This window comes from Pseudomonas sp. S06B 330 (assembly GCF_002845275.2).
Lineage (GTDB): Bacteria > Pseudomonadota > Gammaproteobacteria > Pseudomonadales > Pseudomonadaceae > Aquipseudomonas.
In genome coordinates this window covers 1,078,602-1,101,829 of record NZ_CP088149.1, presented here as the reverse complement: position 1 = coordinate 1,101,829, position 23,228 = coordinate 1,078,602, and the positions used below count along the sequence as shown (strand labels likewise).

Annotated in this window: 20 protein-coding genes; 5 read left to right on the top strand and 15 right to left on the bottom strand. The window is 58.9% G+C overall.

Features of this window, described 5'->3' with window-relative positions; genetic code table 11:
- Positions 1 to 87 precede the first annotated feature (87 nt).
- Together rpsI and rplM are read right to left on the bottom strand one after the other, a co-directional pair.
- Complete coding sequence (rpsI, locus tag CX511_RS05195; protein ID WP_028943271.1) at positions 88 to 480, bottom strand: 30S ribosomal protein S9; 393 nt, start codon at positions 478 to 480, stop codon at positions 88 to 90.
- A gap of 14 nt (positions 481 to 494) precedes the next feature.
- Positions 495 to 923, bottom strand: coding sequence for a 50S ribosomal protein L13 (gene rplM, locus CX511_RS05190; RefSeq protein WP_045183573.1), 429 nt, complete (start codon positions 921 to 923; stop codon positions 495 to 497).
- Positions 924 to 1,173: 250 nt separating this feature from the next.
- On the opposite strand from rplM, the gene CX511_RS05185 reads away from it, so the two are divergent.
- The gene (locus tag CX511_RS05185; protein ID WP_045183576.1) at positions 1,174 to 2,214 is read left to right on the top strand and encodes an NADP(H)-dependent aldo-keto reductase; all 1,041 of its coding nucleotides are present in this window, start codon (positions 1,174 to 1,176) and stop codon (positions 2,212 to 2,214) included.
- A 214-nt stretch (positions 2,215 to 2,428) separates the two neighbouring features.
- Complete coding sequence (locus CX511_RS05180; RefSeq protein WP_177327773.1) at positions 2,429 to 3,325, top strand: GlxA family transcriptional regulator; 897 nt, start codon at positions 2,429 to 2,431, stop codon at positions 3,323 to 3,325.
- A gap of 80 nt (positions 3,326 to 3,405) precedes the next feature.
- Here CX511_RS05180 and zapE read toward each other — a convergent pair whose 3' ends face one another.
- The 3 genes from zapE to CX511_RS05165 form a co-directional block, all read right to left on the bottom strand.
- A complete protein-coding gene (gene zapE, locus CX511_RS05175; protein WP_045183578.1) occupies positions 3,406 to 4,500 on the bottom strand; it encodes a cell division protein ZapE in 1,095 nt (364 codons plus the stop codon).
- 82 nt (positions 4,501 to 4,582) lie between these two features.
- A complete protein-coding gene (locus CX511_RS05170) occupies positions 4,583 to 5,932 on the bottom strand; it encodes a tryptophan--tRNA ligase (protein WP_101293231.1) in 1,350 nt (449 codons plus the stop codon).
- A 24-nt stretch (positions 5,933 to 5,956) separates the two neighbouring features.
- A complete protein-coding gene (locus CX511_RS05165; protein WP_045183582.1) occupies positions 5,957 to 6,592 on the bottom strand; it encodes an alpha/beta hydrolase in 636 nt (211 codons plus the stop codon).
- 138 nt (positions 6,593 to 6,730) lie between these two features.
- On the opposite strand from CX511_RS05165, the gene CX511_RS05160 reads away from it, so the two are divergent.
- Positions 6,731 to 7,165 carry a Z-ring associated ZapG family protein gene (locus CX511_RS05160; protein ID WP_045183584.1) on the top strand — a complete coding sequence of 145 codons (435 nt, stop codon included), beginning with the start codon at positions 6,731 to 6,733 and terminating at the stop codon, positions 7,163 to 7,165.
- Between the two features lie 117 nt (positions 7,166 to 7,282).
- Here the strand turns inward: CX511_RS05160 and CX511_RS05155 are convergent, their stop codons facing one another.
- The 3 genes from CX511_RS05155 to CX511_RS05145 form a co-directional block, all read right to left on the bottom strand.
- Positions 7,283 to 7,777 (bottom strand): SMI1/KNR4 family protein, encoded by a 495-nt coding sequence (locus CX511_RS05155; RefSeq protein WP_082071323.1) that lies wholly within the window; start codon positions 7,775 to 7,777, stop codon positions 7,283 to 7,285.
- Between the two features lie 251 nt (positions 7,778 to 8,028).
- Positions 8,029 to 10,740, bottom strand: coding sequence for an alpha-ketoglutarate dehydrogenase (gene mdeB / locus CX511_RS05150; protein ID WP_373432762.1), 2,712 nt, complete (start codon positions 10,738 to 10,740; stop codon positions 8,029 to 8,031).
- A gap of 25 nt (positions 10,741 to 10,765) precedes the next feature.
- A complete protein-coding gene (locus CX511_RS05145) occupies positions 10,766 to 11,962 on the bottom strand; it encodes a methionine gamma-lyase (RefSeq protein WP_101293230.1) in 1,197 nt (398 codons plus the stop codon).
- Between the two features lie 127 nt (positions 11,963 to 12,089).
- Between CX511_RS05145 and CX511_RS05140 the strand changes: the two genes are divergently transcribed.
- Positions 12,090 to 12,569: an Lrp/AsnC family transcriptional regulator gene (locus tag CX511_RS05140; protein WP_045183592.1), complete on the top strand. Its 480-nt coding sequence runs from the start codon at positions 12,090 to 12,092 to the stop codon at positions 12,567 to 12,569.
- 950 nt (positions 12,570 to 13,519) lie between these two features.
- Here CX511_RS05140 and cysN read toward each other — a convergent pair.
- The 3 genes from cysN to CX511_RS05125 all read right to left on the bottom strand — a co-directional run bounded on the left by cysN (position 13,520) and on the right by CX511_RS05125 (position 17,248).
- Complete coding sequence (gene cysN / locus CX511_RS05135) at positions 13,520 to 15,421, bottom strand: sulfate adenylyltransferase subunit CysN (protein ID WP_045183594.1); 1,902 nt, start codon at positions 15,419 to 15,421, stop codon at positions 13,520 to 13,522.
- 14 nt (positions 15,422 to 15,435) lie between these two features.
- A complete protein-coding gene (gene cysD, locus CX511_RS05130) occupies positions 15,436 to 16,353 on the bottom strand; it encodes a sulfate adenylyltransferase subunit CysD (RefSeq protein WP_045183597.1) in 918 nt (305 codons plus the stop codon).
- Between the two features lie 136 nt (positions 16,354 to 16,489).
- Complete coding sequence (locus tag CX511_RS05125) at positions 16,490 to 17,248, bottom strand: Nif3-like dinuclear metal center hexameric protein (RefSeq protein WP_045183600.1); 759 nt, start codon at positions 17,246 to 17,248, stop codon at positions 16,490 to 16,492.
- Between the two features lie 235 nt (positions 17,249 to 17,483).
- On the opposite strand from CX511_RS05125, the gene algW reads away from it, so the two are divergent.
- Positions 17,484 to 18,641 (top strand): Do family serine endopeptidase AlgW, encoded by a 1,158-nt coding sequence (gene algW, locus CX511_RS05120; RefSeq protein WP_045183602.1) that lies wholly within the window; start codon positions 17,484 to 17,486, stop codon positions 18,639 to 18,641.
- A gap of 129 nt (positions 18,642 to 18,770) precedes the next feature.
- Here algW and CX511_RS05115 read toward each other — a convergent pair whose 3' ends face one another.
- The 4 genes from CX511_RS05115 to CX511_RS05100 all read right to left on the bottom strand — a co-directional run bounded on the left by CX511_RS05115 (position 18,771) and on the right by CX511_RS05100 (position 22,928).
- Positions 18,771 to 19,535, bottom strand: coding sequence for an amino acid ABC transporter ATP-binding protein (locus CX511_RS05115; protein WP_045183605.1), 765 nt, complete (start codon positions 19,533 to 19,535; stop codon positions 18,771 to 18,773).
- 10 nt (positions 19,536 to 19,545) lie between these two features.
- Positions 19,546 to 20,643: an amino acid ABC transporter permease gene (locus CX511_RS05110; protein WP_045183606.1), complete on the bottom strand. Its 1,098-nt coding sequence runs from the start codon at positions 20,641 to 20,643 to the stop codon at positions 19,546 to 19,548.
- Between the two features lie 10 nt (positions 20,644 to 20,653).
- Positions 20,654 to 21,832: an amino acid ABC transporter permease gene (locus CX511_RS05105; RefSeq protein ID WP_045183608.1), complete on the bottom strand. Its 1,179-nt coding sequence runs from the start codon at positions 21,830 to 21,832 to the stop codon at positions 20,654 to 20,656.
- Between the two features lie 67 nt (positions 21,833 to 21,899).
- The gene (locus CX511_RS05100; protein WP_045183609.1) at positions 21,900 to 22,928 is read right to left on the bottom strand and encodes an amino acid ABC transporter substrate-binding protein; all 1,029 of its coding nucleotides are present in this window, start codon (positions 22,926 to 22,928) and stop codon (positions 21,900 to 21,902) included.
- Positions 22,929 to 23,228 lie beyond the last annotated feature (300 nt).

Sequence of the window (23,228 nt, the reverse complement as noted above, 5' to 3'; positions counted from 1 at the left end):
CACAGTAAAGAACAGCATAGTTATTCAAGACATAAAAAAAGCCCGGTTCCACAAGGAACCGGGCTTTTTTTGAACGCCGAAGCGAAATTAACGCTTGGAGTACTGAGGACGCTTACGTGCTTTACGCAGACCCACTTTCTTACGCTCAACTTCACGAGCGTCACGGGTAACGAAGCCAGCTTTGCGCAGAGCGCCACGCAGGGTTTCGTCGTAGTCCATCAGTGCACGGGTGATACCGTGACGGATTGCACCGGCCTGGCCGCTGACACCACCACCGATAACGGTGACGTAGATGTCGAACTTTTCGGTGGTTTCGGTCAGTTCCAGCGGCTGGCGTACTACCATGCGCGCGGTTTCACGACCGAAGAACACGTCCAGAGAACGGTTGTTGATAGAGATGTTACCGGTACCTGGACGCAGGAAAACGCGAGCGGTTGCGGTCTTGCGACGGCCAGTGCCGTAATTTTGAGTCGCCGACATAATGAACTATTCCGTTAAATCTTCAGTTCTTGGGGCTGCTGAGCAGTATGAGGGTGAGCAGCGCCCGCATAGACTTTCAGCTTACGGTACATGTCGCGACCCAGTGGGTTTTTAGGCAGCATGCCTTTAACCGCGGTCTCGATCACGCGCTCTGGGGCCTTGGCGATCAACTTCTCGAAGTTGATTTCCTTGATACCGCCCGGGAAGCCGGAGTGGGAGTAGTACATTTTGTCCGTGGTCTTGGCGCCAGTCACACGGATCTGCTCGGCGTTGATGACGACGATGTAGTCACCGGTATCAACGTGAGGAGTGTATTCTGGTTTGTGCTTGCCACGCAGACGGGTAGCGATTTCGGTAGCCAGACGACCCAGGGTCTGACCAGCGGCGTCAACTACGAACCAGTCGCGCTTTACTGTTTCCGGTTTAGCAGTAAAAGTTTTCATTCTTTATAGCCTCAGGGGCCGCCCAGCGAAAATAAGACGGCGGATCTTACTGGATAGTGCGCACCTTGACAAGTCAAGGACACAGCCGCACACGGACGCTATCGGGGGCTCGGGTCAGCGCGTCCAATATTCGGCAGGGTTCTACTATGAAGCGGGGCATCACTCCCACAACACGGAGAGGGGCTGAATTATCCAGATTGCGAAAAAAAATTCAACCTGCTTTTATGCTTCTTTTGTCAGGGACACGCCAATGGACTACCGCCAGCTGGGCCGCACCGACCTCAATGTCAGCGCACTGTGCCTGGGCACCATGACCTGGGGCGAGCAGAATGAGCAGGCCGAGGCATTCACCCAGATCGAACGCGCCAAGGCCGCCGGGATCAATTTCATCGACACTGCCGAGATGTATCCGGTGCCTCCCCGCCCGGAAACCTATGCCGCCACCGAGCGCATCATCGGCAACTGGTTCAAGGCCCGCGGCGATCGCGCCGACTGGATCCTGGCGAGCAAAGTCGCAGGCCCGGGCAACGGCATCAGCCACATCCGCGACGGCCAGCTCAAACACAACCGCCAGCATATCGTCGCCGCCCTGGACGACAGCCTCAAACGCCTGCAGACCGACTGGATCGACCTTTACCAACTGCACTGGCCGGAGCGCAGCACTAACTTCTTCGGCAAGCTGGGTTACCAGCACCTGCCCCAGGACCACTTCACCCCGCTGGAAGAAACCCTGGAAGTGCTCGACGAACAGGTCAAGGCCGGCAAGATCCGTCATATCGGTCTGTCCAACGAAACCCCGTGGGGCACCATGAAGTTCCTGCAGCTGGCCGAGAGCCGTGGCTGGAGCCGCGCGGTGTCGATCCAGAACCCGTACAACCTGCTCAACCGCAGCTTCGAAGTGGGCCTGGCGGAAATTGCCATCCGTGAACAGTGCGGCTTGCTGGCGTACTCGCCGCTGGCCTTTGGCATGCTCTCGGGCAAGTACGAAGACGGCGCACGGCCAGAGAAAGGCCGCCTGACCCTGTTCAGCCGTTTCTCGCGCTACTCCAACCCGCAAACCGTGGCGGCCTGCAGCCGCTACGTGAAGCTGGCCCAGGAGCACGGCCTGGACCCGGCGCAGATGGCCCTGGCCTTCGTCACCCGCCAGCCTTTCGTGACCAGCAACATCATCGGTGCGACCACCCTGGAACAACTGGACAGCAACCTGGCCAGCTTCGACCTCAAACTCTCTGACGAACTGTTGGCAGCCATCGAGGCCATCCATCAGGACCAGCCTAACCCGGCGCCCTGAGTCGCGTGAGCGGTTCCCGTGCAGCGCGCGGGAACCGAGGGTAGACACAACGGCCAAAAAATAAGACGATCCAGCCGGTGATTGACCACTCTACCCTATAAGAATAAAGAAAATGATGTTTACCCAACCCAGCGCCTCCTTGCGCCGCGTCAGTATCCTGGCCATCGACAACGTCTTCGCTTCCACGCTGATGCAGGCAAAAGACTTCTTCCACCTGGCCAGCTTGCGCTACGGCAAACAATTGGGCCTGGGTTTGAAACCCATGTTCGAGACCCGCCTGGTCAGCCCTGACGGCGAGCCGGTGCGCAGCTTCAGCGATGTCCTGCTACCGGTGGACAGCGGCCTGGAACAGGCCGATGTGATCATCCTGCCGGCCTTCTGGGACGATTTCGATGCCATCTGCCAGCGTTATCCACAGGTCTTGCCCTGGCTGCGCGAGCAGCACGCCCGCGGCGCGGTGCTCTGCGGCGAAGCCAGTGGTGTGTTCTGGCTGGCCGAGGCCGGCCTGCTCGACGGCAAGGAAGCGACCACCTACTGGCGCTTCTTCAACCAGTTTGCCGAACGCTTCCCCAACGTCAGCCTGAATCAGGACAAGCACCTGACCGACGCCGACAACCTCTATTGCGCAGGTGGCACCACGTCAGCCTGCGACCTGTACATCTACCTGATCGAGCGTTTCTGCGGCGCCAATGTCGCCCAGGCGGTGGCCCGCGATATCCTCTACGAGGTGCAGCGCAACTACACCCCGGGGCGTATGGGATTTGGCGGCCAGAAGCTGCACCAGGACCTGATCATCCTGCAGATCCAGCAGTGGCTTGAAGAACACTTTGCCGACAAGTTCCGCTTCGAAGATGTAGCGCGCAACCACGGCATGAGCATCCGCAACTTCATGCGCCGCTTCCAGAGCGCGACCGGTGACAAGCCGTTGCATTACCTGCAACGCCTGCGCATCGAAACGGCCAAGGGTTTGCTGTCAGGCACGCGCAAGAGCATCAAAACCATCAGCTACGAGGTGGGCTATGACGATGCTAGTTTCTTTGCCCGGCTGTTCAGGCAACATACGGAGTTGTCGCCGAATCAGTACCGGCAGCAGTTCATGCAGGAGGCCTGAGGCCCCCATCGTCGGCAAGGCCGGCTCCCACAAAGATCGGTGTGGGAGCCGGCCTTGCCGGCGATGAAGGCACCACAGCCTTAAGGCTTATGCGCCCGCGACAGGAATTCGTGGGACTGCATTTCCAGCAAACGGCTGAGGGTCCGCTGGAATTCGAAGGTCAGGCGACCACCGGTGTACAAATCCTTGAGCTCAACTTCAGCCGAGATGATCAGCTTGACGTTGCGGTCATAGAATTCGTCGACCATGTTGATGAAACGCCGGGCGATGTCATCCGTGGCCACGCTCATCTGCTCAACGTCGCTAAGCAGCACGGCATGGAAAATCTTGCCCAGTTCGATGTAATCGTTCTGGCTACGCGGACCGTCGCACAGCTCACGGAAATCGAACCAGGCCACGTCATCACAGGTGCGCAAGGCACGGATTTCGCGGTTTTCGATCATCAGTACATCGTTTTCCACCGCCTGGGTGCACTCTGGCGTCAGCGCCTTGAAACTCTTGCGCAGGCTTTCGTGCGCCGCTGCGTCCAGCGGGAAGTGGAACAGTTCGGCCTGCTCCAGGTGACGCAGGCGATAGTCGACGCCGCTGTCGACGTTGACGATATCGGTGTTCTGCTTGATCAGGGCGATGGCCGGCAGGAAGCGTGCACGCTGCAGGCCGTCCTTGTACAAACCATCAGGGACGATGTTGGAGGTGGCCACCAGGGTCACGCCGTTCTTGAACAGCTCCTCCATCAAGGTGCCGAGGATCATCGCGTCGGTAATGTCGGAGACGAAGAACTCGTCGAAGCAGATAACCCGCGCCTCGTCGGAGAAACGCTTGGCAATGACGGTCAGCGGATTCTTCTCGCCCTTGAGGGTTTTCATTTCCTCGTGCACGCGCTTCATGAAGCGGTGGAAGTGCGTACGCACCTTCTGCTTGAACGGCAGCGCCTCGAAGAAGGTATCGACCAGGTAGGTCTTGCCGCGCCCTACCCCACCCCAGAAGTACAAGCCCTTGACCGGTGCCTGCTCCTTCTTGCCGAACAACTTGCCGAACACACCAGGCTTGTTGTTCTGCGCCGCGATCAGATCGTCGTACAGGCGCTGCAGATGACGCACCGCAGTTTCCTGCGCCGCATCATGGAAGAATTCGGGACGTTTCAGATCTGCTTGATATCGTTCTAGGGGCGTCATAATTCGTTAGCAAGGTAACAAAAACGGGCCGTCACTGTAGCGACGGCCCTGGAGAATGGCAATCAGACTTGCGTCAGACCGTTTAGTCCTGCTGCGGTTGCAACGCTACGCGCAGGCTGTCGATAGCGGCATCGCGTGCAGCCTCATCGGCCAGCTCAGGGCCATCGGCAACGCACTGACCTTCCAGCCACAGGCTGAAGCCCAGGCCCTCTGTACGCACGTCCAGCTCACCGCCCTGTTGCAGCTGCTTACTTACCGCACCCGCAGTCTTGCCATCGGCGAAGTTGCGCGACAGCAGCAATTGCTCGCCATCGGCGGCCAGCAGGCGGAAACGGAAGCTGCCGTCGTCTTCACGGAAGCTGACAAAGCGCGCGGCCTTGGCAGCTTTCTTCTTCACCTGGGCAGGCCCCTGCTCAATGCTGCGGAACGAGCGCAGGCCAACCGCTTCACGCAGTTGCTCAAGGAACGGTGTGGCCACCTTGCGGGCTTTTTGCGCACCGACCAGCAAGATATCTTCAAGGTCGGCCGGGCGGCTGATCAGTTGGTGATAACGCTCGCGAGGCTCGCTCAACTGGCCATCGAGCAACTGGAACAGGCGCTGCTTGGCTTCGCCCCAGCCCAGCCCCTGCAGCAGTTCGCTACGGAACTCATCGGCTTGCGCCGGCGTGGCGAAGGCCTGGAACAGGGTGAACAGGTGCGAGTTGTCCGGGTCTTTGGCTTCACCCGGAGCGCGCGAGTCGGTGACGATCCGCGAGATGGCGTCCTTCATGTCCTTGGCGCTGGTGAACAACGGGATGGTGTTGTCATAGCTCTTGGACATCTTGCGCCCATCGAGCCCTGGCAAGGTCGCCACGCTTTCTTCAATCAGTGCTTCGGGCATGGCAAAGAACTCCTTGCCCTGGCCGAACAGGTGGTTGAAGCGCTGGCCGATGTCGCGGGCCATCTCCACGTGCTGGATCTGGTCACGACCGACCGGCACCTTGTTGGCGTTGAACATCAGAATGTCGGCGGCCATCAGCACCGGGTAGCTGTACAGGCCCATACTGATACCGGCATCCGGGTCTTCACCGCTCTCGACGTTCTTGTCCACCGAGGCTTTGTAGGCGTGTGCGCGGTTGAGCAGGCCCTTGGCCGCGACGCAGGTCAGCAGCCAGGTCAGCTCGGGGATTTCGGGGATGTCGGACTGGCGATAGAAGGTCACCCGTTCCGGGTCCAGGCCACCGGCCAGCCAGGTTGCGGCGATTTCCAGACGCGAGCGCTGGATGCGCTGCGGGTCATCGCATTTGATCAGGGCGTGGTAGTCGGCCAGGAAGTAGAACGAGTCGACACCGGGCTCACGGCTGGCGAGAATCGCCGGGCGAATGGCACCGGCGTAGTTGCCCAGGTGAGGCGTGCCCGTGGTGGTGATACCGGTAAGGATGCGCGTAGTCATGGGTAATCGCTTATCAGGCTTGTATCAGTTCGAAAGGCGCGGCAGCACCAGTTCCTTGAGGTCGGTGAGCTTGCCATGGAAAAAGTGTCCGCATTCTGCCACTTTCAGCAGCTCATGGGGGCGCGTGAGTGCGTCAGACCAGTCGTAGACCAGCTGCGGATCAATCACTTCGTCGGTTTCCGGCTGGATCACACTCAGGGCGCAGGCCTGTGGCAAGGTGTCGTGATCCTTCAGGCGCATCACCGCTGGGGCCACCATGAACAGTTGCTTGAGCGCCACACCCTGAGCCTCCAGGCGGCCGCCAAGGCTGGCGGCGACAAAGCCACCGAAGGAAAAGCCCATCAGCGTCAGGGGCAGACCTGCATGCTGTGCCAGCAGCCAGGTTGCTGCGGCCTGAGCATCGTCCACTTCACCGCTGCCCATGTCATGGCTGCCGGCACTGGCGCCGACGCCGCGGTAATTGAAACGCAAGGTAATGTAACCGGCATCGCGGGCAGTGCGTTGCAGCATCGACACCACTTTGTTGGTCATGGTCCCGCCCTGCACCGGGTTGGGGTGACACAGCAGCACCACGCCGCGTGGCTCGGCGACATCCAGGTACAGGGCTTCCAGTTGGCCGACCGGGCCATCGATGAATACAGGGGTTTCGCGGATAAGCAAGGATAAACTCCGTGACCTCGGAAAGGGTCGACTCGTCTAGCTGAATGATTCTGTCTGAGATATTTGCGATCGTTCGCGGTATACAGCGCAGGTCCGAGCCGTTAACGTAAAGCAAAGCCGTTTATAGAGGAAGGACTCGTGGAACTCTCGCTCTTAGTTTGGTTGTTGCCGACCCTGGCCCTCGTCGTGGGTGTCGTCGTTGGTTTCCTGGTCGCCCGGCTGCTGCCCAATGCTGCACCGAGCAGCACCCAGCGGCAGCTGGATGATATCCAGGAACGCTTCGACAGCTACCAGAATGAGGTGGTTACCCACTTCAACAGCACTGCTGCGCTGGTCAAGAAACTGACTCAAAGTTACCAGGAAGTTCAGGACCATCTAGCCGAAGGCGCCAACCGCCTGGCCCTGGACGAACTGACCCGCCAGCGCCTGCTGGCCTCACTGCATTCGGAAGCGGCCCAGGCCCCGCGTGATCGCCTGACCCCACCCAAGGACGCCGAAGTGCCACGCGACTACGCACCGAAAGCGCCGAACTCGCCAGGCATGCTCGATGAGCATTACGGGCTCAAGCGCTGAAAACACAAACCCCGCCGATTGGCGGGGTTTTTTATTGGGGTCTTGGATTGAGTCACTTTGACGCCAACTGTCACAGCGCACGCCAAAAACCTTAATTGAGCGCAAGAACGCTTTAACTTACCGTCCCAGTACAAACTCGACATCCACGCCTGCAGATGAAAAAAGCGTATTGTAAAATTCCTCAAACCCTGGCGAGATGAAAAACAAATCCCCGCATTCGTTCTGCTCAGCAATATCAACATCACGTGTCAAGCCAGGCTCATGAAGGTGGGTTCTATCCCAGTAATAAACACCCTCACGCCCAGGTGTACTGATTAACACATATGGATTGCCACCTCCATCCTCCCCGATAGCAAGCACATCCCCAACGAATGCTAACTCATCAATGTATTGGTTATTAAAACAAACGAGACAATTGCACTGCTCATCTGGCGACAGCCCAAAAAACCGGTCAAAACTGATGACACCGCCTGCCACCATGGCCAATGAAATCTCTCCATAGTCAGGCAAAGCAAAATAAAGCCCATTCATCCTACGCAAAAAATCTTTATAGGATTTTGGGAGCACTCTATTGATTGCAGACTCAACCGATACGGCTTGCGATTGCGTCAACCCCTGCTTATATACAAAAAGCTCTGACCCTTCCGGGCTAAGGCCCGAGGGTTTCAAAACAGGTCACTCACGCTTTGTCTCCGGAAAAACAAGAAACATTATTTTATTTCCATAGACACCCTGCAAAGTCCCCTGGCCGTTGTAGCCGCTGCCGCTAGGCTGCGATCGGCCGTGAAACGGCCGCAAAACCGGAGTAGCCCAATTGCGACTGCTCTGCAGTCGATCGCAGCCTGACGGCAGCGGCTACGTTGCTAACCGTTCCAAGGCGCCGCCCCCGCCCTTTGGCCATAACGCTCCAAAGCCTGATCCAGCACCCGCCGCTCAAGCCCGCCCTGACGCACCAAACTATGCAAACTGGCCAGCACGATACTGAAACGGTCAACTTCGAAAAACCGCCGCAACTGCTGACGGGTATCACTGCGGCCAAAGCCATCGGTACCCAACGTGGTGTAAGGCGCCTGCACATACTCTGCAATCAACTGCGGCCAAGCACGCACGTAGTCCGTGGCGGCAATCACCGGGGCACTGCCGTTCAGACAACGCTCGACATGGCTGACCTCACTATTGCCCTGCCCTAGCCGACTGTCACGATCAACCTCCCGCGCCTCCCGCGCCAATTCGCTGAAGCTGGTGACACTGAACACTTCACTCGCAATCTGCCAATCACTGGCCAGCAACTCACTGGCCGCAATGACCTCGCGCAAAATCGCCCCCGAGCCAAGCAAGCGCACTTGCCCGTGAGCATCCGCCACCCGCTGTTCGACATAACGGTACATGCCGCGCAACACCTCTTCATGCACCTGCGCTGGCAGGGAAGGTTGTGGATAGTTTTCGTTCATGACCGCCACATAGTGAAACTCGTCGTGCTGCTCGGTGAGCATGCGCCGCGCTGCGTGTTCGAGAATCACCGCCAGCTCGCCTGCAAAGCACGGCTCCCAGGCCCGGCAGTTGGGCACCATCGCGGCCATCACCAGACTCGAACCGTCTTGGTGCTGCAGCCCCTCCCCGCCCAACGTCGTGCGCCCGGCCGTAGCGCCCAGCAGCAATCCACGGGCACGCTGGTCGGCGGCCGCCCAGATCAGGTCGCCGACGCGCTGAAAGCCAAACATCGAGTAATAGATGTACACCGGCAGCATCGGCTCGCCGTGTACCGCGTAGGAGGTTGCCGCCGCGACCCAGGAGGAAATCGCCCCGGCTTCGGTAATGCCCTCTTCAAGCAGTTGGCCATCACGGGCTTCCTTGTACGACAGCAGCGAGCCGGCGTCCTCAGGCTCATAGCACTGGCCCAGAGGTGAGTAGATGCCGATCTGACGGAACAGGCTGGCCATACCGAAGGTGCGCGCCTCATCAGCGACGATCGGCACCAAGCGCGGCCCCAGCTCTGGCGCCTTGAGCCAGGCGCTGAGCATCCGCACCGCAGCCATGGTGGTGGACATTTCCTTGCCGTCAGCCTGTAAGGCAAAACCGCCCATCGTCTCCAGCGCGGGCACCGGCACCGGAGAAGCGTCGCTGCGTCGAGCAGGCAATGCTCCCCCGAGCGCAGCGCGGCGCTCACGCAAATAGCGCATTTCCGGGCTGTCGTCGGCCGGGCGATAAAACTGCAATTGCTCGACCTGAGTGTCGCTGAGCGGCAGATGAAAGCGATCACGAAACGCCAGCAAAGCCTGCACATCGAGCTTCTTGGCCTGGTGCGCAGTCATCCGCGATTCACCAGCGCTGCTCATGCCATAACCTTTCTTGGTCTTGGCCAGAATCACCGTCGGCCGCCCTTTGCAGGCCTTGGCCGCCGCGAAGGCGGCGTACAGCTTGCGAAAATCGTGACCGCCGCGCTTGAGCGCGCTGATCTCGGCAGAGCTCATGTGTTCGACCAGTTTCTGCAGGGCCGGATGCTGGTTGAAAAAGTGTTCAAGGTTGTAGGCACCGTCCTTGGCGCCGAGGTTCTGGAACTGGCCATCGGGTGTCGCCGCCAGCTGACGCAACAATACGTGCTCACTGTCGCGGGCAAACAGTGCATCCCACTCCGAGCCCCAGAGCACTTTGATCACATTCCAGCCAGCACCACTGAACAGTGCCTCAAGTTCCTGAATGATCTGGCCGTTGCCGCGTACCGGGCCATCCAGGCGCTGCAGGTTGCAGTTGACCACAAAGGTGAGGTTATCCAGCTGTTCACGCGCCGCCAGGGTCAGGCCGGCAATGGATTCCGGCTCATCCATCTCACCGTCACCAAATACACCCCAGACATGCCGGACGCGGGTGTCGAGCAGTTGGCGGTTGTGCAGGTAACGCATGAAGCGCGCCTGGTAGATGGCATTGATCGGCCCTATACCCATGGACCCTGTCGGAAATTGCCAGAAGTCGGGCATCAGCCAAGGGTGTGGATAAGAGCACAGGCCATTGCCTGCTACCTCCTGGCGATAACGGGCCAATTGCTCGGCACTGAGCCGTCCCTCAAGAAACGCCCGCGCATAAATACCAGGCGCCGAATGCGGCTGGAAGAACACCAGGTCGGCGGTCCGCTGCCCGGTCCCCGTCTCGCCGCGAAAGAAATGCTGGAAGCCGACCTCGAAGATTTCCGCTGCCGAGGCATAACTGGCGATGTGCCCACCCAGGTCGCCATAGGCGTGGTTGGCGCGCATTACCATGGCCAGGGCATTCCAGCGCAGCAAACTGGTGATCCGCTCATCAAGTTCCAGATCGCCGGGGTAGCCCCCCTGCTGCTCCACCGACAAGGTATTGCGGTACGCTGAAAACGCCTGCGCGCCACGCTCCACGCCCAGTTCACGAGCATGAGCTTCTAGCTGTTCAAGCAGAAACCGCGCGCGTTCAGGGCCGCAGTGCTGCAGCGTTGAATCCAGGGCGTCGAGCCATTCGGCGGTTTCGCCCGGATCACTGTCAGCCTGTGGATCGTCACCGGGGCGCTGCGGCACCCCCTCACCCGGCACAAGGGTCATCATTGCCACCATTGCGTTGACCTCTTCCTTGGCGGTTTCAGGCACAGGCCTTCAGGGCCTGCTCGATATCGGCCAGCAGGTCTTCGATATCTTCAAGACCGACTGACAGCCGGACCAAACCTTCGGAGATGCCATACTGCGCACGCTCCTCAGGGGTATAGCTGGAGTGGGTCATGCTTGCCGGGTGCTGGGCCAGGGATTCAGCATCGCCGAGGCTGACGGCACGGCTGAACAACTGCAGGGCATTCATAAAGCGGCGCCCAGCGCTGATCCCGCCCTTGAGCTCGAAGGCGATCATGCCGCCCGGCAAACGCATCTGCTGCTGGGCTAAATCGTATTGAGGGAAGCTGGGCAAGCCAGGATAGTTGATCAGCTCCACCGCCGGATGCTGCTGCAGGTACTCGGCAATCGTCTGGGCGTTGCTGCAATGACGCTCCATGCGCAAGGTCAGGGTCTTCATGCCGCGCATCAGCAACGCGGCGTCTTGCGGTGACATGACCGCGCCGGTCATGTCTTTGAGCCCTTCGAGTCGCACCCGATCAACCAGCGCCTTGCGCCCGATTACTAGGCCGGCCGTAATGTCGCCATGGCCGCTGAGGTATTTGGTCGCCGAATGCACCACCAGGTCGGCGCCCAGTTCCAGCGGGCGCTGCAGGTACGGCGTGCAGTAGGTGTTGTCGACTACCACGGTGATGTCGTGCTGGTGGGCAAGTTTCGCTACCGCAGCGATATCGGCCATCTGCATGTTCGGGTTGGCCGGCGTTTCGAAGTAGATCACTTTGGTGCGTGCGCTGATCGCGTCTTCCAACGCTTGCAGGTCGGTCATATCGACATGGCGGACCTTGACCCCGAACTCACCAATACCGTGGTGCAGGAAGGCAAAGGTACAACCATACAAGGTACGCCCGACCAACACTTCATCGCCGGGGCGTAGCAGCGTCCATAGCGTGGCAGTGATCGCGCCCATTCCCGACGCCAGTGCCAAACCGGCTTCACCGCCCTCAAGCGAAGCCATGCGGTCTTCCAGCAGGGCCAGGGTGGGGTTGGAAATACGCGTATAGAAATATCCGCCCTGCTCGCCGGCAAAGCAGGCTGCGCCGTACTCAACCGTAGGAAATGCGAACGTGGCGGTCTGATAGACCGGCGGAACCAGTGAGCCGTGGTTGGCCAATGGGTCATAACCGTGGTGGATGGCACGGGTAGCAAAACCTGAATCCTTGGTGGAGCCGCTCATGACAACAGCCTCTTGTGGTTTGATCTAAGCTTATGCCACTGAGGTGCTGATTTTTTTCCAAATACAACCACTACAGACGGTGGTTATTAACAAGAAAACCATGAATTCAGGCCATGGAGGGCAAATCATGCCTACCGCCATCGACCGTACCGACCGCGCCCTATTGGCGGCCCTGCAGGACAACGCCCGACTGACCATTTCCGAGCTGGCCGACAACGTCGCCCTGACTACCTCACCGTGCTGGCGGCGGGTCAAACTGCTTGAAGAGAACGGCTACATCACCGGCTACCAAGCTGTGCTTTCACCCAAGGCATTGGGCTTTGGTGTGACGGCGTTCGTCAGCATCATGATGGACTCGCACTCCAAGGACATGGCCCGAGCCTTTGAGCAGCGGCTGATGGAGATCCCCGAGATTGTCGCCTGCCACAACATCTCTGGGCGCTATGACTTTTTGCTGGAGATCCTGGCGCGAGACCTGGAGTCGTTTGGTGAGTTTGCCAGGGAGGTCCTGCAAACCTTGCCGGGGGTGAAGGAGATCTATTCGAGCTTCTCGTTCAAGGCGGTGAAAGAGAAGCGGGTGATTCCGGTGTCGGAGAAGCATATTTGAATACAAACACGACCATCTGGAAAAGCATTTGTAGGTACTCATGCTCACCGGGAGAGTGACATCTTACGTCAAAGCAGCTTTGGCCTACAGTGAAATGGGAAGCTTAGATATTTCCTCACTACTCGCACCGAGAGATCATTGCACCCTCCCGGCACGAGGCAGTGACACCAAATGAAATATACATTGATTATTATCACAATTACCTTGTCCGCATGCAGCAATGGACGATTTACGCTAACCGAACCACTTTACGAACGACAATTCAAATGTGATATGGACCAAAATATGCAACTGTGCAACAGAGACAACTAAAAATCCCAAGTGTAGACTGGAAAATTAAAGAGCTCTTTGTAAGGCTTAGGTTTTGGGATCCGTCCTGGAACAAAACCGGTCCGCGCCCAACGGACATCACCTGATCGCTGATCATAAATGACCAGATTGCCATCATCCCGAAGAACCAGGCAGTTATTGTACCAATAGGATTTATCAGTTGCATGAGTGCTCTCGGCTATCCATAACCTTCCTCTGGAAGGATCATATAAAAAACCAGAGTTACTCACTATAAAGTGTGTTTTTTCGCGCATCTTCTTTCTATTGATCGTCTTACTGAAGGGTTGTCTAGCATCAGCCACCCAGATCAGTTTTCCATCCTGCTCAACCACTAAGTTTCCGTCAGATCTCAAGCGGCAATAATATCTTCCATTTTCGGATCTCAGAAACTGACCTGGCGAAAGCGTTTGATTAGGGGGCAGGAGCATTGAGCCTGAGCTCTGAAAGTTAGTGTACTTAACAGGCATTGCGAACCTCATCATTTATTCAATGAGATTTCAAAATACGGCTCAGCTGAAAGGATACTGCGGTAAACATATACCTCACCACCTGCACAGGTACTTTTGTCTTGACAACAAAAAACCCCACCAAGGTGGGGTTTTTTTGTTCATCCGCAATGCTTAGATCGCGCCACGCTTACGCAGCAGCTCCAGCACCTGCTTGACGCCCTCTTCCACGCTGACGTTCTGGGTATCGACCACCAGGTCGGCATCCAGCGGCACGTCATACGGGAAGCTTTCGCCAGGAATGTTGTCGCCGCCAGCAGCATACAAGCCTTGCGGGTCACGCTCACGGCAGGCCATTGGCGAGGCCTGGACGTATACGGTGACAAGACGCTCCTTACCGATCAGGGCCTTGGCCTGTTCGCGGCCTTCGGCATCCGGGGCAACGAAGGCGGCCAGGGTCAGCAGGCCAGCTTCGTTAAACTGACGCGCTACGTGAGCAGCACGACGCCAGTTCTCGGTACGCCCGGCGCGGTCCTGTGGCAGGCCTTTGTTCAGGTCGTGACGCAGGTTCTGGCCATCAAGCACATACACCGCACGGCCCATGTCAAACAGCTTGCGCTCCACCGCGTAAGCCAAGGTGCTCTTGCCCGCGCCCGACAGGCCGCTGAACAGCACGGTGGCCGGTTGCTGACCAAAACGCAGGGCACGCTCTGCAGTGTCAACATGGGACAGTTTGCCGTGCTGACCGACGGTGCCGTGTGGCACAACCGGCGGCGCGATGATCATGCCGGCACCCACGGTGCCGTTGGTCAGGCGGTCGATGACAATGAAGGCACCGGTGGTGCGGTTGCTGTCATAGCCGTCCAGGGCAATCGGCGCGTCGAGGCTGACCTTGACCTTGCCGATTTCATTCAATTGCAGAGCACTGGCAGCGCCCTGCTCCAAGGTGTTCACATCAACCTTGTGGGCGATGCTGGCAATCGAGCCCGGCACATAGCTGGTGGCGCGCTTGATGTCGTACTTTTTGCCCGGCAGCATCGGTTCTTCAGCCATCCACACCAACATGGCGTCGAACTGGTCAGTGACCGGTGGAACGTTGTCGGCATGCACCAGCAGGTCACCACGGGAGATGTCGATTTCATCTTCCATGGTCAGGGTCACAGCCTGGCCCGGGCCGGCGTTCTCCAGCTCACCTTCGAAGGTGACAATGGATTTGACCCGGCTGCTCTTGCCCGATGGCAGCACGACGATTTCGTCGCCCTTGTGTACCACGCCACTGGCCAGGGTGCCGGCAAAGCCGCGGAAGTTCAGGTTCGGACGGTTGACGTACTGCACCGGGAAACGCAAGTCGGTGAAGTTGCGGTCGGCAGCCACTTCAACGGTCTCGAGGATTTCCATCAGCGCAGGGCCGGTGTACCACGGCGAACGCTCGCTGCGGTTGACCACGTTGTCGCCCTTGAGCGCCGACATCGGCACAAAGTGCAGGCTGCTCGGGGCCATGTTGATGGCTTCGGCAAACTGCAGGTAGTCGGCCTTGATGCTGTCGAACACGCCCTCATCGAAGCCCTTGAGGTCCATCTTGTTCACCGCCACGACGATGTGCTTGATGCCCAACAGGGACGCGATGTAGCTGTGGCGACGGGTCTGGGTCTGTACGCCGTAACGGGCATCGACGAGGATGATCGCCAGGTCACAGGTGGAAGCACCGGTGGCCATGTTGCGGGTGTACTGCTCATGGCCGGGGGTATCGGCAATGATGAATTTGCGCTTGGCGGTGGAGAAATAGCGGTAGGCCACATCAATAGTGATGCCCTGCTCCCGCTCAGCCTGCAGGCCGTCAACCAGCAGCGCCAGGTCGATATCGTCACCGGTAGTGCCGACTTTCTTCGAATCGCGGGTGATGGCTTCCAGATGGTCTTCGTAGATCATCTTCGAGTCGTGCAGCAGGCGCCCGATCAGGGTGCTCTTGCCGTCATCAACGTTCCCGCAGGTCAAAAAGCGCAGCAGTTCTTTACGTTCGTGCTGGGCCAGGTAAGCGAGGATATCCTCGCTGATCAATTCCGATTGGTGCGACATGGTCTGACCCTAACTTAGAAATAGCCTTGACGTTTTTTGTCTTCCATCGAGCCTGCGCCATCGTGGTCGATGACTCGGCCCTGACGCTCGGACGTACGGGTCAGGAGCATTTCCTGAATGATGTCCGTAAGGCTTTCGGCCTCGGACTCCACCGCCCCGGTCAACGGGTAGCAGCCAAGAGTACGGAAGCGCACTTTCTTTTTGACGATGCGGGCTTTTTCTTCATCCGAGAGGTGCTCAAGGATGCGCTGGTCATCGATCATGATCAGGGTGCCGTTCTTCTCGATTACTTCGCGCTCGGCAGCGAAGTACAGCGGCACAATCGGGATGCCTTCGAGGTAGATGTACTGCCAGATGTCCAGCTCGGTCCAGTTCGACAGCGGGAAGACGCGAATCGATTCGCCCTTGTTGACCTTGCCGTTGTAAACGTTCCACAGCTCCGGGCGCTGGTTTTTCGGATCCCAGCGGTGCTTGCTGTCGCGGAACGAGTACACGCGTTCCTTGGCCCGCGACTTCTCTTCGTCGCGCCGCGCACCACCGAAGGCAGCATCGAAGCCGTACTTGTCGAGCGCCTGCTTGAGGCCCTCGGTCTTCATGATGTCGGTGTGCTTGGCACTGCCGTGAGTGAACGGGTTGATGCCCTGGGCGATGCCGTCCGGGTTCACATGAGTGATCAACTCCAGGCCCATTTCCTCGACCATCTTGTCGCGGAAGCTGTACATCTCCTGGAATTTCCACTGGGTGTCGACGTGCATCACCGGAAACGGCAACTTGCCCGGAAAGAAGGCTTTGCGTGCCAGGTGCAGCATCACGGCCGAATCCTTGCCGATCGAGTACAGCATCACCGGGTTATCGAACTCAGCGGCCACCTCACGAATGATGTGGATGCTCTCCGCCTCCAACTGTTTCAAATGCGTCAGTTTGTCGACCATAGCTACTCACGGAAATACGATCTTATGGACGGCCAGCGGGCCGTGTTCGAGCGGGCCACTTTATCACAGCACTCGATTCTATTTAGGCGCCCAACTAGAACGAAACAGTATAAGAATATACCCTGCCGTTTTAGCCTCAGATCGGGTTCGGACAGTCGATAAACAGGTGCTCCAGGGCGAAACGCCGCGCCAGGTAGTCGCCCAGGGCCTGCACGCCGTAACGCTCGGTGGCATGGTGACCGGCGGCGATAAAACTGATGCCGTTTTCCCGGGCGCTGTGGAAGGTCTGCTCAGACGCCTCGCCACTGAGGAACAGGTCGACACCAGCAGCAATCGCCTGATCGATGTAGCCCTGCCCACCACCGGTACACCAGCCAACCCGGCGAACCACCTGATCACCTTCAATCAACAGCGGTTCGCGGCCCATGACCTCTTGCACCTTGCGAGCAAAGTCGCGCGCCGACATCGGCTCGGCCAGCGAGCCGACCAGGCCGACGACCCGCAGGTTGTCCGGGTCGAGCGGGCCTTCAACGGTAATGTCGAGCTGGCGCGCCAGCTGTACGTTGTTACCCACCTCAGGGTGCAGGTCCAGCGGCAGGTGGTAGGCCAGCAGGCTCAGGTCATTGTTGAGCAAGGTCTTCAGGCGACGTTGCTTCATGCCGGTAATGCACGGGTTCTCACCCTTCCAGAAATAGCCGTGGTGCACCAGCACCAGGTCGGCATCGGCTTCAACCGCCGCATCCAGCAGCGCTTGGCTGGCAGTGACGCCGCTGACGATGCGAGTAACTTGCGGCCGCCCTTCTACCTGCAGGCCATTCGGGCAGTAATCCTGGATTTTTGCGCTGCCAAGGTAGCGTTCGGCTTCCTCGACCAGGGTGCTCAGGGCAACAGCCATGAAAAGACTCCTCAAATTCGCAGTTCAGCGTGGCACAAGGCCCCGTATAATGACCGCTATTATGGGCCGTCGCCGGGTTTGGGGAAACCGACGGCGGTTGCCTGGGGGCCCGCACGCTGTAGCAATGGCTCGTCGCGATTTAACAGTTCCTGCACGGCTTCTGCCGCAGTATGATCGCGCGCGCTCGCTCCCTCGCAGTTCAAGCGGCCCTCTGCCCACTCCCAGGATTCGTTCAATGTTCAAGGCTTTGCGTTACTTTGGCTGGCCGCTGCTGGTCGGCGTGTTAATCGCCCTGCTGATCATCCAGCGTTTTCCGCAATGGGTCGGCTTGCCCAGCCAGGACGTCAACCTGCAACAGGCACCACAAACCTCGCGCATCATGCAGGGCCCGGTGTCCTATGCCGACGCAGTGAGCATTGCGGCCCCTGCGGTAGCCAACCTGTACACCACCAAAGTGGTCAACAAGACCGCCCACCCGCTGTTCGAAGACCCGCAGTTCCGCCGTTTCTTCGGCGACAACCTGCCCAAGCAACGACGCTGGGAGTCGAGCCTGGGCTCGGCGGTGATCATGAGCCCGGAAGGCTACCTGCTGACCAACAACCATGTAACCTCCGGTGCCGATCAGATCGTGGTGGCGCTCAAGGATGGTCGTGAAACCCTGGCACGGGTCATCGGTAGCGACCCGGAAACCGACCTGGCGGTGCTCAAGATCGACCTCAAGAACCTGCCGTCGATCACCATCGGCCGCTCCGACAACATTCATATCGGTGACGTCGCCCTGGCCATCGGTAACCCCTTCGGTGTCGGCCAGACCGTGACCATGGGCATCATCAGCGCCACCGGCCGCAACCAGCTGGGCCTGAACAACTACGAAGACTTCATCCAGACCGACGCGGCGATCAACCCGGGCAACTCCGGCGGTGCACTGGTGGATGCCAGCGGCAACCTGACCGGCATCAACACGGCGATCTTCTCCAAATCCGGCGGCTCCCAAGGCATCGGCTTTGCCATTCCGACCAAGCTGGCCTTGGAGGTGATGAAGTCAATCATCGAACACGGTCAGGTGATCCGTGGCTGGCTGGGGATCGAAGTGCAGCCGCTGAGCCAGGAGCTGGCCGAGTCGTTTGGCATGCAAGGGCGTCCGGGTATTGTCGTGGCGGGCATCTTCCGCGACGGTCCGGCGCAAAAGGCCGGCCTGCAACTGGGTGACGTGATCCTCAGCATCAACGGCGAACCGGCCGGTGATGGTCGTCGCTCGATGAACCAGGTGGCGCGTATCAAACCCAACGACAAGGTGGCGATCCAGGTCATGCGTAACGGCAAGGAGCTGAAGCTGACCGCTGAGATCGGCCTGCGTCCACCGCCTGCGCCGGCGGCCAAAGAAGAAGAGTGATCCCCGTAGCCGCTGCCGCCAGGCTGCGATCGGGCGTGAAACGGCCGCCATCCGAGCCCATTATGGTGACAGAATGGCGACTGTTTCGCAGCCGATCGCAGCCTGGCGGCAGCGGCTACGGGGCAGTTGTCAGTGCAGGATCTGACTGAGGAACAACTGGGTCCGCTCGTTCTGCGGCCGGTCGAAGAAGTCATCCGGCGCCGCCTGTTCAACGATCTCGCCTTTGTCCATGAAGATCACCCGGTTCGCCACGGTTCGGGCAAATCCCATCTCGTGGGTCACACACAGCATGGTCATGCCGTCTTCCGCCAGGCTGACCATGGTGTCGAGCACTTCCTTGACCATCTCTGGATCAAGCGCCGAGGTGGGTTCGTCGAACAACATGATTTTAGGTTTCATGCACAGCGCCCGGGCAATGGCCACACGCTGCTGCTGACCACCGGACAGCTGCCCAGGAAACTTGTTGGCCTGCTCCGGAATCCGCACCCGCTCCAGATAGTGCATGGCGATTTCCTCGGCCTTGCGCTTGGGTAGCTTGCGCACCCACATCGGCGCCAGGGTGCAGTTCTGCAGGATGGTCAGGTGCGGGAACAAGTTGAAATGCTGGAACACCATGCCGACTTCACGGCGGATCGCTTCGATCTGCTTGAGGTCGTTGGTCAGCTCCACGCCATCAACCACGATACGGCCCTGTTGATGCTCTTCCAGGCGGTTGAGGCAGCGGATGGTGGTCGACTTGCCCGACCCCGACGGGCCACACAGAACGATTCGCTCGCCCTGGCGCACATTGAGGTTGATGTCCTTGAGCACGTGGAACTGGCCGTACCACTTGTTCACGCCCTGCATCTGAATAATGCCTTCAGGGCTCACAGGCTGTTTGATCGCTTCACTCATGGGAACACTCCTAACGCTTGTGGCCTGTGTCCAGCTTGCGCTCCAGATGCATGGAGTAGCGGGACATACCGAAACAGAAAATCCAGAAAACCAGGGCGGCGAATACATAGCCCTCGGTCGCCATGCCCAGCCAGGTCGGGTCGGCAGCGGCTTGTTTGACACTGTTGAGCAGGTCAAACAGGCCGATAATGATCACCAGGCTTGTGTCCTTGAACAGGGCAATGAAGGTGTTGACGATGCCGGGAATCACCAGCTTCAGGGCTTGCGGCAAGATCACCAGGCCCATCGAACGCCAGTAACCCAGGCCCATCGCGGCGGCCGCTTCGTACTGGCCCTTGGGGATGGCTTGCAAGCCACCGCGCACCACTTCAGCGATGTACGCCGACTGGAACAGGATCACCCCGATCATCGCCCGCAACAGCTTGTCGAAGCTCATGCCCTCGGGCAGGAACAACGGCAGCATTACCGAGGACATGAACAGCACGGTGATCAGCGGTACGCCACGCCAGAACTCGATGAAGGTCACACACACCACCTTCACCGCCGGCATGTTCGAGCGCCGACCCAATGCCAGCAAAATGCCCAACGGCAAGGCGCCGACGATACCGACGGTGGCGATCACCAACGTCAGCATCAACCCGCCCCATTTGTTGGTTGGCACCGTGTCCAGCCCCAGGTAACCACCGTGCAGCAAGGTGAAGGCAATGATCGGGTACAGCACCAAGAAGCTCAGGCCATAGATTGCCTTGTGCGGGAAGCGCGCAATAAACAAGGGCGCCGCACCGATTACCGCCAGCCACACGGTCAGGTCAACACGCCAGCGCAGTTCACTCGGGTAGTAGCCGTACATGAACTGACCGAAACGCTGCTGGATGAACACCCAACAGGCGCCCTCTTTGGTGCAGTCGGCGCGGGTGGTGCCGACCCAGTTGGCGTCGAAGATCGACCATTGCAGCAGCGGCGGCACGATCAGCCAGACCAGGTACAAGGCCAACAGCGTCAGCAGGGTGTTGAGCCAGCTGGAGAACAGATTGGCGCGCATCCACGCCAGCACGCCGACGGTTTTCACCGGCGGCGGCATATCGGGTTTGAAAACATGGGTAGTCATGCGCGTGTCCTCACCGCTCGATCAGCGCAATGCGCTTGTTGTACCAGTTCATCAGCAGGGAAATGCTGATGCTGATCGCCAGGTAGACGCTCATGGTGATGGCAATCACTTCGATCGCCTGACCGGTCTGGTTGAGCACGGTCCCCGCAAACAACGACACCATCTCCGGGTAGCCGATACCGGCCGCCAGCGACGAGTTCTTCGCCAGGTTCAGGTACTGGCTGGTTAACGGTGGAATGATCACCCGCAGCGCCTGAGGGATAATCACCTTGCGCAGCGTCGGCCCTTCACGCAGGCCCAGCGAGCGGGCCGCCTCGGTCTGGCCGTAGCTGACCGAGCGAATCCCCGAGCGCACGATTTCAGCGATAAAGGCTGCGGTGTAAATGGTCAGGGCCAACGTCAGGGCCAGCAGCTCCGGGATCAACACCCAGCCGCCGACAAAGTTGAAGCCTTTGAGTTGCGGTATTTCCCAGTGAACGGGGCTACCGAACATCAACACACTCAGCGCCGGTATCCCGAAAAACAGAAACAACCCAACCCAGAACTTGTGAAACGGCTCGCCCGAGGCCTCAAAGCGCCGGTTGGCCAGACGTACCATCAGCACAATGGCGATGATCGCCAGTGCCAGGCTGACGACAAATGGCCAGAATCCTTCGGCCATGGAAGCACCGGGCATGTTCACGCCGCGGTTGCTGATAAAGAACGCGTCATTGATGTTGATACTGCCCCGCGGTCCCGGCAGGGTCAGGAACACTGCGAAGTACCAGAACAGGATCTGCAACAGCGGTGGGATGTTACGGAAAGTCTCGACATACACCGTGGCCAGCTTGTTGATCATCCAGTTCGGTGACAAACGGGCCACACCGATGATGAACCCCAGCAGGGTCGCGAAGATGATGCCGATAAAGGTCACCAGCAGCGTGTTGAGCAAACCGATGACGAACACCCGGGCATAACTGTCCTGCTCGGTGTAGGAGATCAGGTGTTGGGCGATACCAAAACCAGCACTACGTTCAAGAAAGTCGAAACCCGAGGTGATGCCCCGGTGCTGCAGGTTGGTCTGGGTGTTGTGGAACAAGTACCAGCCCAGGCCGACCACAAAGACAATAGTGAGAATCTGAAATAGCCACGCACGCACACGTGGATCGCTCAGGGACAGGCCCTTGGGTGCGCCGATTGAATTTTGCATGTAATGCCCCGGAAAAAAGGGAACCGAACACCCTGCGGCGGCCGTTCGCCGCCACAGGGTGTAGCCATCAGCGCACGGGTGGTGCGTACTGGATGCCGCCGTTGTTCCACAGGGCGTTCAGACCGCGATCGATCTGCAGCGGGGTTTCCTTACCCAGGTTCTTCTCGAAGACTTCGCCGTAGTTGCCGACCTGCTTGACGATCTGCACAACCCAGTCCTTAGGCAGCTTGAGGTCCTTGCCGTACTCACCGTCGGCGCCGAGCATACGGGCCACGTCAGGGTTTTTGGTGGACTTGGCTTCGGCCTCGACGTTCTTCGAGGTGACGCCCATTTCTTCGGCATTGAGCATGGCGAACAGGGTCCACTTGACGATGCTGAACCACTCTTCATCGCCTTTGCGTACCACTGGGCCCAGCGGTTCCTTGGAAATGGTTTCTGGCAGTACCACGTAGTCGGCCGGGGCCGCCAGCTTGGAGCGCTGTGCGTAAAGCTGCGACTTGTCCGACGTCAGCACGTCGCAACGGCCGGACTCCAGCGACTTGGCGCTTTCGTCGGAGGTGTCGAAGGTGATCGGGGTGTACTTCAGGCCATTGGCGCGGAAGTAGTCGGAGACGTTGAGCTCGGTAGTGGTACCGGCCTGGATGCAGATGGTTGCACCGTCCAGCTCTTTAGCGCTGGAAACACCAAGCTTTTTGTTAACCAGAAAGCCGATGCCGTCATAGTAGGTAACACCGGCGAACACCAGGCCCATGCCAGCGTCACGCGAGCTGGTCCAGGTGGTGTTACGCGACAGCACGTCGACTTCGCCGGACTGCAGCGCGGTGAAGCGCTCCTTGGCATTGAGCTGGCTGAATTTGACCTTGGTAGCATCGCCAAACACCGCCGCGGCTACTGCGCGGCAGACGTCGGCGTCGATACCGACGATGTTGCCCTTGGCATCCGGAACCGAGAAGCCCGGCAAGCCATCACTGACGCCACACTGAACGAAGCCCTTTTTCTGCACGGCATCCAGGGTCGCACCGGCTTGTGCGATACCACTGATACCCAGCACGGTAGCAGCGGTAACCACTGCCAGGGTGGATTTCAACATCTTCATTCAAACCTCCAGTCTTGCTCTTATTGTGTTGAGCCGGGATTGCACCGCACCCTTATGAGGCGCATCCGACCCGTGTTGGCTTGTTTTTGGGTCAATTGGCGCAATGCGCTGTTCTGTGACAGCCTTGGGGACCGCTAACGGGTGTTACCGTCCAAAACGTGTAACCTCGCATCTGGAGTTTCATAGCAAAGCGCGTACCACACTGAGCGGCTAAAGCGTTTCAGTTCCCGTCAAGAGGGAAACTTGCAGCGTTGCGACAGGTTTTTCCCGGATTTACCCGACGCGCCTTCATTCCATGCA

Bases quoted from the DNA above. Each gene is read 5' to 3' on its own strand.
- CX511_RS05110 (WP_045183606.1), bottom strand. From the start codon at position 20,643: ATGACTACCCATGTTTTCAAACCCGATATGCCGCCGCCGGTGAAAACC.
- rpsI (WP_028943271.1), bottom strand. From the start codon at position 480: ATGTCGGCGACTCAAAATTACGGCACTGGCCGTCGCAAGACCGCAACC.
- CX511_RS05145 (WP_101293230.1), bottom strand. From the start codon at position 11,962: ATGAGCGGCTCCACCAAGGATTCAGGTTTTGCTACCCGTGCCATCCAC.
- CX511_RS05125 (WP_045183600.1), bottom strand. From the start codon at position 17,248: ATGGCTGTTGCCCTGAGCACCCTGGTCGAGGAAGCCGAACGCTACCTT.
- cysN (WP_045183594.1), bottom strand. From the start codon at position 15,421: ATGTCGCACCAATCGGAATTGATCAGCGAGGATATCCTCGCTTACCTG.
- CX511_RS05100 (WP_045183609.1), bottom strand. From the start codon at position 22,928: ATGAAGATGTTGAAATCCACCCTGGCAGTGGTTACCGCTGCTACCGTG.
- CX511_RS05170 (WP_101293231.1), bottom strand. From the start codon at position 5,932: ATGACTACGCGCATCCTTACCGGTATCACCACCACGGGCACGCCTCAC.
- mdeB (WP_373432762.1), bottom strand. From the start codon at position 10,740: ATGGTGGCAATGATGACCCTTGTGCCGGGTGAGGGGGTGCCGCAGCGC.
- CX511_RS05140 (WP_045183592.1), top strand. From the start codon at position 12,090: ATGCCTACCGCCATCGACCGTACCGACCGCGCCCTATTGGCGGCCCTG.
- CX511_RS05105 (WP_045183608.1), bottom strand. From the start codon at position 21,832: ATGCAAAATTCAATCGGCGCACCCAAGGGCCTGTCCCTGAGCGATCCA.
- zapE (WP_045183578.1), bottom strand. From the start codon at position 4,500: ATGACGCCCCTAGAACGATATCAAGCAGATCTGAAACGTCCCGAATTC.
- CX511_RS05185 (WP_045183576.1), top strand. From the start codon at position 1,174: ATGGACTACCGCCAGCTGGGCCGCACCGACCTCAATGTCAGCGCACTG.
- rplM (WP_045183573.1), bottom strand. From the start codon at position 923: ATGAAAACTTTTACTGCTAAACCGGAAACAGTAAAGCGCGACTGGTTC.
- cysD (WP_045183597.1), bottom strand. From the start codon at position 16,353: ATGGTCGACAAACTGACGCATTTGAAACAGTTGGAGGCGGAGAGCATC.
- CX511_RS05115 (WP_045183605.1), bottom strand. From the start codon at position 19,535: ATGAGTGAAGCGATCAAACAGCCTGTGAGCCCTGAAGGCATTATTCAG.
- algW (WP_045183602.1), top strand. From the start codon at position 17,484: ATGTTCAAGGCTTTGCGTTACTTTGGCTGGCCGCTGCTGGTCGGCGTG.